Consider the following 15,455-nt stretch of genomic DNA (forward strand, 5'->3'; position numbering starts at 1 on the left):
CTAATTACTCGAACCAGTGGGCTCGGGCGGCCATGATCAACTTGCCGGCACGATCATCGTCAATGCCGTCGATGTCGAGCAGGTCGTCAATAGACTGCTCGGCCAGGTCTTCGCGGGTAATTACGCCGCGCACCGCCAGTTCCATCGCCAAATCCTTGTCCATACCCTCAAGCGAGAGCAGGTCTTCGGCCGGATGGGCGTCTGCCAGCTTTTCCTCAGTAGCGATGGCTTTGGTCAACAAACGATCCTTGGCACGAGCGCGAAGCTCGTTGACGATATCTTCGTCAAAGCCGTCGATGTTGAGCATTTCTTCCAACGGTACGTAGGCAATCTCTTCCAGGCTGGTAAAGCCTTCATCTACCAGCACCTGAGCCAGTTCTTCGTCGACTTCCAGCTCGTCGATGAAGTTGCGCAGGATGTCGCCGGTTTCTGCTTGCTGCTTAGCCTGGATGTCCGATTCGGTCATCACGTTCAGGGTCCAGCCAGTCAACTGGCTCGCCAGACGCACGTTCTGACCACCCCGACCGATGGCCTGAGCCAGATTGTCTGCGCCAACGGCGATGTCCATTGCATGGGCATCTTCGTCAACGATAATGGCCGCCACTTCTGCCGGCGACATGGCATTGATCACGAACTGCGCCGGGTTATCGTCCCACAGGACGATGTCGACACGCTCGCCACCCAACTCGCCCGACACGGCCTGGACGCGCGAACCGCGCATACCGATGCACGCGCCCTGCGGGTCGATGCGTTTGTCCTTGGAACGGACAGCGATCTTGGCACGCGAACCCGGATCACGGGACGCCGCCATGACTTCGATCAGGCCTTCAGCGATTTCCGGCACTTCGATACGGAACAGCTCGATCAGCATTTCCGGCGCGGTACGCGACAGGATCAGCTGCGGACCGCGGTTCTCGGTGCGGATTTCCTTGAGCAGTGCACGCAGGCGCACACCGACACGGAAGGTTTCGCGAGGAATGATGTCTTCACGGGCCAGCAACGCTTCCGCGTTATTGCCCAGATCGACGATCACGTTGTCGCGAGTGACTTTCTTCACGGTGCCGGAGATGATTTCTCCCAGGCGCTCGCGATAGGCGTCGACCACTTGAGCGCGCTCGGCTTCACGCACTTTCTGCACGATGACCTGTTTGGCGGTCTGTGCAGCAATGCGGCCGAACTCGATGGATTCGATCTTTTCTTCGACGACGTCGCCGACCTTGGCGCCCGGATGCGTTTCGGCAACCTTGCTTGGCCAGGTTTCGATCGCAGGATCGTCGAGATCATTCTCTTCGACGACTGTCCAGCGACGGAAAGTCTCGTAGGAACCGGTGTGGCGGTTGATTTCCACACGCAGGTCAACTTCGTCTTCAAAACGCTTTTTGGTAGCAGTGGCCAGAGCCAGCTCCAGCGCTTCAAAAATCACGCTTGCCGGTACGCCCTTTTCATTGGATACCGACTCAACAACCAGCAGTACTTCTTTGCTCATCGTACGCCTCGCCTTTCGCAAGCCATTGGATCCGCGGGATCCGCGTCTCAGTCAAAACTGGGAATAATGTTGGCCTTGTCGATCATATCGATCGGCAACAGGAATTCATGGTCTTCTACCTGCACCACGACATCCTGTTCTTCTACACCGCGCAGAAGGCCCTGAAAGTTGCGTCGACCTTCAAAAGGCGAGCGCAGCTTGATCTTCACTTGTTCACCGGCAAATTTTGCAAACTGCTCAAGAGTGAACAGTGGGCGTTCCATGCCAGGCGAGGAAACTTCGAGGGTGTATTCAACGGAGATCGGATCTTCAACATCCAGAACACCGCTGATCTGACGGCTGACAATGGCGCAATCGTCCACCAGCACGCCACCCTCTTTATCGATATAAACGCGCAACATCGAGTGACGACCCTGAGCCGAAAACTCGATACCCCAGCATTCATAGCCTAGGGCCACGACCACCGGGGCCAACAAGGCCTGCAACTCTTCTAGCTTGCTCGACACCTGAACCCCCTCGTGCATGTAAATGCATGCGCTGCAAAATAAAAAAATGGGCGAAACGCCCATCCTTGAAACGCCGTCGAACATCGGCGTAGAAAGTGTCCAGCTAACAAAAAGCCCCTGAAAAGGGGCTCCTTAAACTGGTTGCGGGGGCCGGATTTGAACCGACGACCTTCGGGTTATGAGCCCGACGAGCTACCAGACTGCTCCACCCCGCGACAAAGCTGGGGCGGAAGTATACGACCGATCCCTTATAGGGTCAATGTAACCTTCCACCTGCAAGAAAGCCCGCAACAGCGGGCTCTCCTGACTAATTGGTACCGAGAAGGGGACTCGAACCCCTACACCCTATGGGCACAACCACCTCAAGGTTGCGTGTCTACCAATTCCACCACCTCGGCAAAACTACGTTTGAAACCCTTCTTACTTCTGCTCTTGAGCTGGAGGTACGTCAGTCGCTGGAGTAGCCGACTTTTGCTCTTGAAGCACCGGGACATCATCAGAAGCCGGTTGTTGTTGCTTAGGTACTTCCAACACTGCTGGATCTGGCAAACCTGCTTGAGTCAGCTGATGAGCCTTCTCTTTAGCAAAGTAACCTAACCCCAAGCTGGTTATGAAGAAACCGGCGGCAAGTATAGCAGTAAACTTACTAAGAAAGGTAGAGGAACCTTGGCTTCCGAACACAGTATTTGAAGCACCTGCTCCGAAAGACGCGCCAGCGTCCGCACCTTTACCCTGCTGCAGCAAAACCAGAGCAACTACGCCCAATGCACCCAGCAGATGAAAAACGACTACGACTGTTTCCAGCATTTTTTCAGTTTCCCGCGGCGCGACAAATCGCACCGAACTCATCTGCATTCAGGGAAGCTCCACCAATGAGCCCCCCATCGATATCCGGCATGCCGAACAGTTCGACCGCATTGGCCGCCTTCACGCTGCCGCCGTATAGAAGCCGCACACCTCGTGCGACTTCAGAATTCTCTGCCGCCAACTGCTCGCGAATGGCTTTATGCACATCCTGAGCCTGTTGCGGCGTTGCAGTCAGTCCGGTACCAATGGCCCAGACAGGCTCGTAAGCAATGACTGCCTTGGCAAAGGCACCAACACCCAGCTCCTCGATGATGCTGCCCAGCTGACGCCCGACAACCTCAAGAGTTTTTCCGGCTTCGCGCTGCTCGAGGGTCTCCCCTACACACAACACCGGAATCAAGCCACATGCCTGTGCCGCTGCGAACTTGCGATTCAGCATCCCGTCTCGCTCGCCCATTATCTGGCGGCGCTCGGAGTGCCCGACAAGCACCAGGGAACAACCTGCATCCACCAACTGACTCGGTGCAATCTCACCGGTCAATGCACCTTGCATGGATTCCACCGCAGAATTCTGCGCACCGACCGAAATCGATTTGCCTTTCAAGCCATCAATCACTTGATTGATATGCAAGCAAGGCGGGAATACCGCGACATCAACACCGCTTGGCAAGGCCAGATGACGAAGGCCGTTGATCAGCTCAGCGACGCTGGCGCGGGTACCGTGCATCTTCCAGTTACCAGCTACCATAGGGCGACGCATGCTGTACCTCGTCGGTCAAAGTGGGCGCAGATGTTACCCAACACAATCATGGCTGGCAAGCCGAATCAGGCAGAAACTTCACTTACCAGTTTTGCCAGTTCTTCGGCGTAGCTGCGAACCTGAGTTTCATCCTCACCTTCGACCATCACGCGCACCAAAGGCTCTGTACCGGACTTGCGCAAAAGTACCCGGCCACGCCCGGCCATTGCCTGGGTGACACGCGCACTGGCTTCCTTGACAGCCGGATGCTCAAGCGGACTTTCACCGCCCCCAAAACGCACATTGATCAGCACCTGAGGGCACTTGCGCAAGGCCTGACGCGTTTGCGCCAACCCTTCGTTTCGGGTTTTAAGCGCCATCAGCACCTGCAGCGCTGCAATGATCGCATCACCCGTGGTGGTGTGATTGAAGCAGACGATATGCCCCGAGTTCTCACCACCGACCAGCCAGTTACGCTCGAGCAGCTCGGCAATCACGTAACGGTCGCCTACGTTGGCGCGAATGAACGGAATCGAGAGTTCTGCCAGAGCGAGCTCCAGACCGAGGTTACTCATCAGCGTGCCGACTACGCCGCCCTGCAATTTACCGCGCCCGTGCAGATCCCGGGCAATGATGAACAGCAACTCGTCGCCATCAACGATGGCCCCCGTATGATCAACCATCAGCACCCGATCACCGTCACCGTCAAAGGCGATACCCAGATCAGCATGCTCAGCGAGAACGGCAGCTTGCAGCTGACCCATATGGGTCGAACCGCAATTATCATTGATGTTCAGACCATTGGGTTGAGCCGAGAGCACGACCACTTCCGCACCCAACTCGCGAAAGACACTCGGAGCAACCTTGTAGGTAGCACCGTGCGCACAGTCGATAACGATCTTCAAACCGGAAAAACTGGTACCGGTCGGCACGCTGCTTTTACAGAATTCGATGTAGCGGCCGGAGGCGTCGTTGATGCGCGACACCTTGCCGATCTTGCTCGACTCGACAACAGTCATCGGAGTATCGAGCAGCTCTTCGATCATGAGCTCCAGCTCATCAGGCAGCTTGGTGCCCTTGCCGGAGAAAAACTTGATGCCGTTATCGTCATGCGGGTTGTGCGAAGCACTGATCACAATCCCGGCTTCGGCCTGGAACGTACGCGCCAGATAGGCAATCGCCGGCGTCGGCATCGGACCGAGCAACATCACATCGGCGCCCGCCGATGTCAGGCCTGCTTCAAGCGCCGATTCGAACATGTAGCCAGAGATGCGCGTGTCCTTGCCGACCAGCACCTTGCAGGCGCCCATCTTGCGAAAGGCCATACCCGCCGCCCAGCCGAGCTTGAGCATGAAGTCAGGAGTGATCGGATATTCACCGACACGACCACGAATACCGTCAGTACCAAAGTATTTCTTGCTCATAAGTGCTCCATCATTCTTATTCGGCTGATTCCACGGCTGCGAGCATGCGCACCACGTCTACCGTTTCCGCCACATCATGGACACGCAAGATACGTGCGCCTTTAACCGATGCCAATGCCGCCAGTGCGAGACCGCCGTGCAGACGCTCGCCCACTGGGCGATTCAGCGCCTGGCCAATCATGCTTTTGCGTGAGACACCGACCAATAGCGGACGCCCCAGCGCGTGCAGGGCTTCCATATGCTTGAACAAGCTTAGATTGTGCTGCAGGGTTTTGGCGAAGCCGAAACCGGGATCAAGAATGATCCGCTCGGCAGGAATGCCCGCCGCCGCACATTGAGCCATTCGCTCCACCAGAAACTCACCCACTTCCCGGGTAACGTCCTGATAATGCGGATTGTCCTGCATGTCACCCGGCTCGCCGAGCATGTGCATCAGACAGACCGGCAATCCGGTCGCGGCTGCGGCATCCAAGGCGCCATCGCGGCGCAGCGAACGCACATCATTGATCAACCCGGCACCCAGGCGCGCCGTTTCACGCATCACCGCAGGTGTCGAAGTATCAACCGAGATGACCACATCCAGCTCGCGATTGATGAGCTCCACGATCGGAGCTACGCGCTCCAACTCCTCCAGCGGTGAGACCGCCCGCGCGCCAGGCCGGGTCGATTCGCCACCGACGTCGATCAACGTCGCGCCTGCAACCACCATGGCTTCGGCGTGACGCAAGGCCACGTCGAGCTGGTTGTACCGGCCGCCGTCGGAAAAGGAATCGGGAGTGACATTGAGAATGCCCATGACATGCGTCCGGGCCAAATCAAGAACCCGGTTGCCGCAAGGCAACCGGGTCAGGGACTGTGCAGAAGTCATTTCAAACCTTAAACGTCAGCAGCCGGACCGCCGATCGGTGTTTCCGGACGCTCATCCTGAATCACTGGAGGCGGAGGCGTACCCGTGCCACCTGTCCAGTCACGCGGTTCGCGAGGCGTACGACCCGCCATGATGTCGTCGATCTGCTCGGCATCAATGGTTTCGTACTTCATCAGCGCATCGGCCATCGCATCCAGCTTGTCACGGTTGTCCGTGAGGATCTGCTTGGCGGTGCCGTAGCACTGATCGATGATGCTGCGCACCTCGGAGTCGATCAGTTTGGCCGTCTCACCGGAGAAGCTTGCAGCCTGACCACCGCCGCCGCGACCGAGGAACACTTCACCCTCTTCTTCGGCGTACATCAGCGGACCGAGTTTTTCCGACAGACCCCACTTGGTCACCATGTTCCGCGCAATCTGACTGGCACGCATGATGTCGTTGGAAGCACCGGTGGTCACACCGTCGAAACCAAGAGTCATTTCTTCAGCAATACGGCCCCCGTACAGCGAGCAGATCTGACTGATCAACGCACGCTTGGACAGACTGTAGCGATCCTCTTCCGGCAGGAACATGGTCACACCCAGCGCACGTCCACGAGGAATGATCGAGACCTTGTACACCGGATCATGCTCAGGTACGACGCGACCGACAATAGCGTGACCGGCTTCGTGATAAGCGGTGTTCTGCTTCTCTTTCTCGGACATGACCATGGATTTGCGCTCGGCGCCCATCATGATCTTGTCTTTTGCCAGCTCGAATTCTTTCATTTCGACGATGCGCTTGCCGCTGCGTGCAGCGAACAGCGACGCTTCGTTGACCAGGTTGGCCAGATCAGCACCGGAGAAGCCAGGAGTACCACGCGCGATAACGGCAGGAGCCACGTCATCACCCATTGGCACTTTGCGCATGTGGACCTTGAGGATCTGCTCGCGACCACGGATATCCGGCAAACCTACAACAACCTGGCGGTCGAAACGGCCCGGACGCAGCAGCGCAGGGTCGAGTACGTCAGGACGGTTGGTGGCAGCGATCACGATGATGCCGTCATTCATTTCAAAGCCATCCATCTCCACCAGCAACTGGTTGAGAGTCTGTTCACGCTCGTCGTGACCGCCGCCCATGCCGGCGCCACGATGGCGACCGACGGCGTCGATTTCGTCGATGAAGATGATGCACGGCGCGTGCTTCTTGGCCTGCTCGAACATGTCGCGAACGCGGCTTGCACCAACACCCACGAACATTTCAACGAAGTCGGAACCAGAGATAGTGAAGAACGGCACTTTCGCTTCGCCGGCAATCGCCTTGGCCAGCAAGGTTTTACCGGTACCCGGAGGACCGACCATCAATACGCCGCGAGGAATACGACCACCCAGGCGCTGGAACTTGCCCGGATCACGCAGGAACTCAACCAGCTCGCCGACCTCTTCCTTGGCTTCGTCACAACCGGCGACGTCAGCCAGAGTGGTTTTCACCTGATCTTCGGACAGCAGACGTGCCTTGCTCTTGCCGAAGCTCATCGGCCCGCCCTTGCCGCCGGCACCGCCCTGCATCTGGCGCATGAAGAACATGAACACCGCGATGATCACCAGGATCGGAAAGCTGGCCACCAGGAGCTGGGTCCAGATGCTTTGCTGCTCAGGTTGCTTGCCTTCGACCACAACATGGTTGTCGACCAGATCGCCGATCAGGCCATTGTCCTGGATCGCCGGACGAATGGTCTTGAAGCTGTCGCCATCATTGCGCTTGCCGGTAATTACATAGCCGTCAACGGCTACGCGCTCGACCTTGCCATCCTTGACCTGCTGGATGAAGTCGGAATAGTTGAGGGTCTGCGGCTCGTTAGGGCTGGAGAAGTTGTTCATCACCGTCACGAGGACTGCCGCGATGATCAACCACAGGATCAGATTCTTTGCCATATCGTTCAATTAACTACCCTCTGAAGCAAGCTCCGCTACTGGCGCGCGCTTCGCATGATATTCACCGGCCTAACTTACTACATTACCTACAACTCTGGCAGGCGCCGTCTGTAACCCTTTGTGAAACACTTTCTACACAATATTCGCTTATGCACGCGGGGCAAAATACGAAAAACCTATCGCCCCGGCAAAAAACCTCGTTTTACTCGTTACCACCGCGGTAACCCCAAGCCAGCATATATTGCTCGCGGGAGCTGCCACGGGAAGAATCCGGCTTGATCATCTGGATCTTGTCGAATTTCTTGCGAGCATCCTTCAGGTAGACATCAAACCCTTCACCCTGAAAAATCTTGATCACGAAATTGCCACCCGGTTTGAGTATCCGCTCCGCCAGATCAAGCGCCAGCTCACAAAGGAACATGGCTTTGGGCATGTCCACTTCAGGCGTACCACTCATATTGGGGGCCATATCGGAAATCACAAGGTCAACCTGCGAATTACCCACCGCTTCAAGGATCCGCGCGAGCACTTCGTCCTCGGTGAAGTCTCCTTGAATGAAGGTCACGTCCGGAATGCTGTCCATTTCCAGGATATCCGAAGCGATCAGACGCCCCTGGCCTCCGATCAGCCGGCTGGTGACCTGCGACCAGCCGCCGGGCGCTGCGCCCAGGTCGACAACGCTCATGCCGGAACGGATCAGCTTGTATTTCTCCTGGATCTCCAGAAGCTTGTAACTCGCACGCGAACGGTAGCCATCCTTCTGCGCCTGCTTCACATAAGGATCGTTGACATGTCGTTTCAGCCAACCAAGGCTTGTCTTGGAACGCGCCATTGGGCACCTCGATGATTAGGGTCGTGATTAATTGGGCGGATCCACGAACCCTCGGGTAAAATGGCCGCCATTTTACAGAATCCAGACGAAAGGGTCAGATTATGCCGCTCACTCCAGAGCAGAAGAAACAGTACAAATCCATTGGCCACCACCTGAAGCCGGTTTTGACGGTGGCGGACAACGGTCTGACTGAAGGTGTATTAGCCGAACTCGAACGCGCACTGGCGGATCACGAGCTGATCAAGATCAAGCTCAATATCCTCGATCGCGAGTCGCGCCTGGCGCACATTGCAGAACTGTGCAAGGTCGGCAAGGCTGACCTGGTACAGGTCATCGGCAAGATGGCACTGGTTTATCGCAAGAACTTCAGCGTCAACAAGCAGCTGTCGAACGTTCATCGCTTCAAGTGATGAAAGGGGTCAAGGGTGTGCTTCGCGCACCCTGCCACTCCATCCCGGCAGCGGTTGCAACACCAGCACCAGCCCGGAGAAGCCCAACAGCAGAAAACTGAACTCCTGCCAGCGCTGCGCTTGCGGCCAGCCGACATGCACGGCGACAAACATCGCACACGCAAACAACGCCATCAGCAACACCTGCCCGCGAAAATCCCGCCATAGACTGGCAAGGCCATCGGCCTGTACCAGCACCAAAGCCTGAAAAATCACGCATGCGGCGGCAAAACCCACCACCGGCATTTCGAACGCATCGGCAATCTCATCGATCAGCAACGGGGCCAGGCCAATCTTGCCCAACACCGCTCGCAAACCGAGATGAATCAACCAGAAGCCGCCGACCCACAGCATCTGGGTCAGTTGCCAAAGCATGGCGCCCGCACGTAGCGGGCGCCTGCCTTCAGATGTGACGGACTTCGACAATCTCGTACTCGATAACGCCACTCGGCGTTTTCACGGCGACCACATCACCCTCTTCCTTGCCGATCAAGGCACGGGCCAAAGGCGAGCCAACCGAAATCTTGCCGAGTTTGAAGTCAGCCTCATCCTCACCCACGATGTGGTAAGTGACGCTTTCATCCGTCTCGACGTTGGCGATTTCGACGGTGGTACCGAAGATCACTTTGCCGGTGTGCGGGATAGTCGTGACATCGATGATGACCTGATTCTGGATCCGGCCTTCGATGTCACGAATCCGCGCCTCGACCATGCCTTGCTGTTCGCGGGCGGCATGGTATTCAGCGTTTTCCTTCAGGTCACCCAACTCGCGAGCCGTACCGATATCCTGGCTGAGCTTCGGACGAACGACCTTGGTCAGGTGAGCGTGTTCTTCTTCCAGGGCTTTCGCGCCCTGGACGGTCATTGGGTATTTGATCATGCCTTCAATCCTGCGTGTAGATCCTGCAAGCGGCGTACGGTCTTCTCGGGACCGAACTTCAGCGCTTCACAGATAGCCTCGCCCGCAGCAATGGTGGTGGTGCAGTAGATCTTGTGCTGCAGGGCATTACGACGAATGGAGTAGGAATCAGCGATCGACTGACGGCCTTCGGTGGTGTTGATGATCAGGGTGACTTCGTCATTCTTGATCATGTCGACCACGTGCGGACGACCCTCGGTCACCTTGTTCACACGACGCACTTTCAGGCCTGCGGCTTCGATCAGCTTGGCAGTGCCGGCAGTCGCGACCACTTCGAAGCCCAAGTTGATCAGATCACGGGCCACGCCTGCAACCAGCGGCTTGTCGTCGTCACGCACGCTGATGAACGCGGTGCCGCCGGTCGGCAGCACTTCGCTCGCGCCCATCTGGGCCTTGGCGAACGCTTCACCGAAGGTGTCGCCCACGCCCATCACTTCACCGGTGGACTTCATCTCCGGGCCGAGGATCGGGTCAACACCAGGGAATTTGGCGAACGGGAACACCGCCTCCTTCACGCTGTAGAAGTTCGGGATGATTTCCTTGGTGAAGCCAATTTCCTTCAGAGTCTTACCGGCCATCACGCGAGCAGCGATCATCGCCAGAGAGACACCGATGCACTTGGACACGAACGGTACGGTACGCGAAGCGCGCGGGTTGACTTCGATGACGTAGATGTCTTCGCCCTGCAGCGCCAGTTGCACGTTCATCAGGCCGACAACGCCCAGTTCCAGGGCCATTTTCTTGACCTGTTCGCGCATCTCGTCCTGGATGTGTGCCGGCAGCGAGTACGGCGGCAGCGAGCACGCGGAGTCACCGGAGTGAACGCCCGCTTGTTCGATGTGCTGCATGATCGCGCCGATCACCACGTCTTTACCGTCGCAGACCGCATCCACGTCCATTTCGATGGCGCAGTTGAGGAAGTGGTCGAGCAGCACCGGGCTGTCGCTGGACACTTGCACCGCATCACGCAGGTAGCGCTTGAGTTCGTCTTCCTTGTAAACGATTTCCATCGCGCGGCCGCCCAATACGTAGGACGGGCGCACCACCAGCGGATAACCGATTTTCGCGGCAGCGCGAACGGCTTCGTCTTCGCTGCGCACGGTGGCGTTTGGCGGCTGACGCAGGTTCAGGCGCTCAACCATTTGCTGGAAACGCTCACGGTCTTCGGCGCGGTCGATGGCGTCAGGGCTGGTACCGATGATCGGCACGCCAGCGGCTTCCAGGGCGCGCGCCAGTTTCAACGGAGTCTGGCCGCCGTACTGGACGATCACGCCTTTCGGCTTCTCGACGCGGCAGATTTCCAGCACGTCTTCCAGGGTTACCGGCTCGAAGTACAGACGGTCGGAAGTGTCGTAGTCGGTGGAAACGGTTTCCGGGTTGCAGTTGACCATGATGGTTTCGTAGCCATCTTCGCGCAGAGCGAGGGCAGCGTGTACACAGCAGTAGTCGAACTCGATGCCCTGGCCGATACGGTTCGGACCGCCACCCAGAATCATGATCTTGTCGCGACCGGACGGCGCGGCTTCGCACTCTTCCTCGTACGTCGAGTAGAGGTACGCGGTGTCGGTGGCGAACTCGGCCGCGCAAGTGTCAACGCGCTTGTAGACCGGGAACACTTCCAGTTTTTGACGGTGAGTACGCAGGTTCTTCTCGGTCACACCCAGCAGTTTGGCCAGACGCTGATCGGAGAAGCCTTTGCGCTTGAGCTTGAACATCAGGTCGCGGTCGATGGCGGACAGACCGAGGGTCTTGACCTTCTCTTCGTCCTTGATCAGATCTTCGATCTGCACCAGGAACCACGGGTCGATCATGTTCATGCCGAAGATGTCTTCGACGGTCATGCCGGCGCGGAATGCGTCCGCCACGTACCAGATACGCTCGGCGCCCGGCACGGTCAGCTCGCGCTTGAGGATGCTCATGCTTTCCGGATTGCTCAGGTCGAGCTTCTCGTCCAGACCGCAAACACCGACTTCCAGACCGCGCAGGGCTTTCTGCAGGGATTCCTGGAAGGTGCGGCCGATGGCCATGACTTCGCCGACCGACTTCATTTGAGTGGTCAGGCGTGCGTCAGCGTTGGCGAATTTCTCGAAAGCGAAACGTGGCAGCTTGGTGACGACGTAGTCGATCGACGGTTCGAAGGACGCCGGGGTCTTGCCGCCGGTGATGTCGTTCGACAGTTCGTCGAGGGTGTAGCCCACAGCCAGCTTGGCCGCGACTTTGGCGATCGGGAAACCGGTGGCTTTCGAGGCCAGTGCCGAGGAGCGCGATACACGCGGGTTCATCTCGATCACGACCATGCGGCCGGTGTCCGGGCAGATGCCGAACTGCACGTTGGAACCGCCGGTCTCGACGCCGATCTCGCGCAGTACCGCCAGCGAGGCGTTACGCAGGATCTGGTATTCCTTGTCGGTCAGGGTCTGTGCCGGAGCAACGGTGATCGAGTCACCGGTGTGCACGCCCATCGGGTCAAAGTTTTCGATCGAGCAGACGATGATGCAGTTGTCCTTTTTGTCGCGGACAACTTCCATCTCATATTCTTTCCAGCCAATCAGCGATTCGTCGATCAGCAGCTCTTTGGTCGGCGACAGGTCCAGACCGCGGGCGCAGATTTCTTCGAACTCTTCACGGTTATACGCGATACCGCCACCGGTGCCGCCCATGGTGAAGGACGGACGGATGATGCACGGGAAGCCCAGACGCTCGAGGACGGCATTGGCTTCTTCCATGCTGTGGGCGATACCGGAACGCGGGCATTCCAGGCCGATGGACTTCATGGCCTTGTCGAAACGCGAACGGTCTTCAGCCTTGTCGATGGTGTCGGCATTGGCGCCGATCATTTCCACGCCGAATTTTTCCAGAACGCCTTCGCGCTCCAGGTCCAGGGCGCAGTTCAGTGCAGTCTGGCCGCCCATGGTTGGCAGCACCGCATCCGGACGCTCTTTTTCGATGATCTTGGCCACGGTCTGCCACTTGATCGGCTCGATGTACGTGGCGTCAGCCATGTCCGGGTCGGTCATGATGGTGGCCGGGTTGGAGTTCACCAGGATGACGCGGTAACCCTCTTCGCGCAGGGCTTTGCAGGCCTGGGCGCCGGAGTAGTCGAATTCGCAGGCCTGGCCGATAACGATCGGGCCAGCGCCGAGAATCAGGATGCTTTTAATGTCTGTACGTTTTGGCATGGGTTTGTCACTCAAATCCGCAGGTCAGTCGGCAAGCCGTCTTGATCGATTTCTGAAGCCCTGAGGGGCGCCACCGATGTCGGGGCCGCCCTCGAGGGCTTCTCGCTACAGTCTCAAGGCGAACGCTTAGCGTCGCTTGGCCATCTCGTTGATGAAGCGGTCGAACAGGGGCGCCACATCGTTCGGGCCCGGGCTCGCTTCAGGGTGGCCCTGGAAGCTGAACGCGCTCTTGTCAGTGCGCTCGATGCCTTGCAGGGTGCCGTCGAACAGCGATTTGTGGATCGCACGCACGTTGGCCGGCAGGGTCGCTTCGTCAACCGCGAAACCGTGGTTCTGGCTGGTGATCATCACGACGCCAGTGTCCAGATCCTGTACCGGGTGGTTGGCACCGTGGTGGCCATGGCCCATTTTCAGGGTCTTGGCGCCAGAGGCCAGAGCCAGCAGCTGGTGACCGAGGCAGATGCCGAAGACCGGAATTTCGGTTTCCAGCACTTCCTTGATCGCCTTGATCGCGTAGTCGCAAGGCTCCGGATCACCAGGGCCGTTGGACAGGAACACGCCGTCCGGCTTGAGCGCCAGTACGACGGCCGCCGGGGTTTGCGCCGGCACCACGGTGACGCGGCAACCGCGCTCGACCAGCATGCGCAGGATGTTCAGTTTGACGCCGTAGTCGTAGGCAACCACGTGATATGGCAGCTCGGACGCTTCGATGGTCGCGTGGCTGTCGGTCTTCAAATCCCAGACAGTGGAGCGCCACTCGTACTTTTCCTTGGTGCTGACGACTTTCGCCAGATCCATGCCCTTCAGGCCCGGGAAGCCTTGCGCCGCGGCGATGGCCGCCTCTTCGGAGATGTTGTCGCCGGCCATGATGCAGCCGTTCTGAGCGCCTTTTTCACGCAGGATGCGGGTCAGGCGACGGGTGTCGATACCGGCGATTGCCACAACGTTGTTGGCTTTCAGGTAGTCGGACAGGGACATCGTGTTACGCCAGTTGCTCGCTACCAGCGGCAGGTCACGGATAACCAGACCAGCGGACCATACGCGGTCGGACTCGGCATCTTCCGGCGTGGTGCCGGTGTTGCCGATGTGCGGATAAGTCAGGGTAACGATCTGTTGGGCGTAGGAAGGATCGGTAAGGATTTCCTGATAGCCGGTCATTGCGGTGTTGAACACCACCTCACCAACGGTTTGACCGTCGGCTCCAATGGCTTCGCCGCGAAAAATGCTGCCATCAGCAAGGGCGAGTATGGCTGGCTTAGTCAAGAAGACCTCCCGTAAATAACGCATGAAAGGGCAATCGCAGGTTGTAAAAAAGCGGAGTGACGTATGGACACGTCACCCCGCTTCTTCACTGAATTATTCTGCGCGCTTTTAGTGGACACACTAAAGCTGTAGCTTACAGAAAAAGGCTTTTTTGGTCCACCGCTAAAGAGCCTTAAAGGCCGGAGAATGCGACAGGCCGTCGCGCGGTGTAGAAAAACCAGCGCAAACCGGGCGTTTGCGCTGTGTGAAACAGTCAATCAATGCAGGTCGAGCACATCCTGCATGTCATACAGACCCGGCTCGCGAGCATCCAGCCACAACGCCGCACGCACCGCACCCTTGGCGAATGTCATGCGACTGGAAGCCTTATGCGTGATCTCCAGACGCTCGCCTTCGCAGGCGAACAGCACGGTGTGATCGCCGACCACATCACCACCGCGAACGGTGGCGAAACCGATGGTTTCCCGCTCGCGCGCACCAGTGTGGCCTTCACGACCATAGACCGCGACTTTCTGCAGATCACGATCCAGCGCATCGGCAATCACCTCGCCCATGCGCAGCGCAGTACCCGAAGGCGCATCGATCTTGTGCCGGTGATGCGCTTCGATGATCTCGATGTCGGCATCATCGCCCAGCACCCGGGCGGTCATCTCGAGCAGCTTCAACGACAGGTTGACCCCGACACTGAAGTTGGCCGCGAACACGATCGGAATATCCTTGCCCGCCTCGGCCAGCAGTTGCTTCTGCGCAGCGTCGAGCCCGGTGGTGCCGATGACCATGGCCTTGCCGGCCTTGCGACAGAACGCGAGGTTTTTCAGCATCACTTCCGGCAGGGTGAAATCGATCAGCACATCGAACTCTTCAGCCACCGACTCAAGATTGCCGGACAACGGCACGCCGATGCGACCCAGCGAAGCCAGCTCACCGGCATCCACCCCGATCAGCGTACTGCCGGGACGAACGATCGCCGCGGTCAGGCCGGTCAGCGGCGCGCGCTGCTGCACGGCCTCGACCAGAATCTTGCCCATGCGCCCGGCGGCGCCCATCACAGCTATACGTCGCATGCC

At 58.2% G+C, this 15,455-nt stretch carries 14 protein-coding genes and 2 tRNA genes; 1 reads left to right on the plus strand and 15 read right to left on the minus strand.

The genetic code is table 11. The features are described from left to right. Positions 1-4: 4 nt before the first annotated feature. From nusA to rlmE, 10 genes are all read right to left on the minus strand, one after another. A complete protein-coding gene (nusA, locus tag ACU680_RS10210) occupies positions 5-1,486 on the minus strand; it encodes a transcription termination factor NusA (protein WP_007961436.1) in 1,482 nt (493 codons plus the stop codon). Positions 1,487-1,533: 47 nt separating this feature from the next. Next, positions 1,534-1,992: a ribosome maturation factor RimP gene (gene rimP / locus ACU680_RS10215; RefSeq protein ID WP_007973115.1), complete on the minus strand. Its 459-nt coding sequence runs from the start codon at positions 1,990-1,992 to the stop codon at positions 1,534-1,536. A 138-nt stretch (positions 1,993-2,130) separates the two neighbouring features. Continuing rightward, positions 2,131-2,207: transfer RNA gene (locus ACU680_RS10220), tRNA-Met, on the minus strand. Positions 2,208-2,304: 97 nt separating this feature from the next. After that, positions 2,305-2,390 (minus strand) — tRNA-Leu (locus tag ACU680_RS10225). A 22-nt stretch (positions 2,391-2,412) separates the two neighbouring features. Continuing rightward, complete coding sequence (gene secG, locus ACU680_RS10230; protein ID WP_027610782.1) at positions 2,413-2,799, minus strand: preprotein translocase subunit SecG; 387 nt, start codon at positions 2,797-2,799, stop codon at positions 2,413-2,415. Positions 2,800-2,803: 4 nt separating this feature from the next. Then, positions 2,804-3,559 carry a triose-phosphate isomerase gene (gene tpiA / locus ACU680_RS10235; RefSeq protein ID WP_008088336.1) on the minus strand — a complete coding sequence of 252 codons (756 nt, stop codon included), beginning with the start codon at positions 3,557-3,559 and terminating at the stop codon, positions 2,804-2,806. Between the two features lie 65 nt (positions 3,560-3,624). Next, positions 3,625-4,962, minus strand: a complete 1,338-nt coding sequence (glmM, locus tag ACU680_RS10240) for a phosphoglucosamine mutase (protein ID WP_448179365.1) — start codon at positions 4,960-4,962, stop codon at positions 3,625-3,627. 16 nt (positions 4,963-4,978) lie between these two features. Next, positions 4,979-5,830 (minus strand): dihydropteroate synthase, encoded by an 852-nt coding sequence (gene folP, locus ACU680_RS10245; RefSeq protein ID WP_448179366.1) that lies wholly within the window; start codon positions 5,828-5,830, stop codon positions 4,979-4,981. Positions 5,831-5,838: 8 nt separating this feature from the next. After that, a complete protein-coding gene (ftsH, locus tag ACU680_RS10250) occupies positions 5,839-7,746 on the minus strand; it encodes an ATP-dependent zinc metalloprotease FtsH (RefSeq protein WP_045122149.1) in 1,908 nt (635 codons plus the stop codon). Between the two features lie 202 nt (positions 7,747-7,948). Further along, complete coding sequence (gene rlmE / locus ACU680_RS10255) at positions 7,949-8,578, minus strand: 23S rRNA (uridine(2552)-2'-O)-methyltransferase RlmE (RefSeq protein ID WP_003221536.1); 630 nt, start codon at positions 8,576-8,578, stop codon at positions 7,949-7,951. A 101-nt stretch (positions 8,579-8,679) separates the two neighbouring features. Here rlmE and ACU680_RS10260 point away from each other — a divergent pair, with 101 nt between their 5' ends. Continuing rightward, positions 8,680-8,988 carry a YhbY family RNA-binding protein gene (locus ACU680_RS10260; RefSeq protein WP_003221534.1) on the plus strand — a complete coding sequence of 103 codons (309 nt, stop codon included), beginning with the start codon at positions 8,680-8,682 and terminating at the stop codon, positions 8,986-8,988. A 9-nt stretch (positions 8,989-8,997) separates the two neighbouring features. Here ACU680_RS10260 and ACU680_RS10265 read toward each other — a convergent pair whose 3' ends face one another. From ACU680_RS10265 to dapB, 5 genes are all read right to left on the minus strand, one after another. After that, entirely contained in the window at positions 8,998-9,402 is a 405-nt protein-coding gene (locus ACU680_RS10265; protein ID WP_448179367.1) for an MFS transporter, read from the minus strand. Between the two features lie 28 nt (positions 9,403-9,430). Next, positions 9,431-9,907, minus strand: coding sequence for a transcription elongation factor GreA (gene greA / locus ACU680_RS10270; RefSeq protein ID WP_003221530.1), 477 nt, complete (start codon positions 9,905-9,907; stop codon positions 9,431-9,433). Then, entirely contained in the window at positions 9,904-13,125 is a 3,222-nt protein-coding gene (carB, locus tag ACU680_RS10275; protein WP_448179368.1) for a carbamoyl-phosphate synthase large subunit, read from the minus strand. Before carB ends, greA begins: the two co-directional genes overlap by 4 nt. 126 nt (positions 13,126-13,251) lie before the next feature. Then, on the minus strand, positions 13,252-14,388 hold the full coding sequence (gene carA / locus ACU680_RS10280; RefSeq protein ID WP_367083052.1) for a glutamine-hydrolyzing carbamoyl-phosphate synthase small subunit: 1,137 nt from the start codon (positions 14,386-14,388) through the stop codon (positions 13,252-13,254). 257 nt (positions 14,389-14,645) lie between these two features. Further along, positions 14,646-15,452: a 4-hydroxy-tetrahydrodipicolinate reductase gene (dapB, locus tag ACU680_RS10285; protein WP_108591473.1), complete on the minus strand. Its 807-nt coding sequence runs from the start codon at positions 15,450-15,452 to the stop codon at positions 14,646-14,648. Positions 15,453-15,455: the final 3 nt, after the last annotated feature.

This window comes from Pseudomonas sp. LF020, from assembly GCF_053456425.1.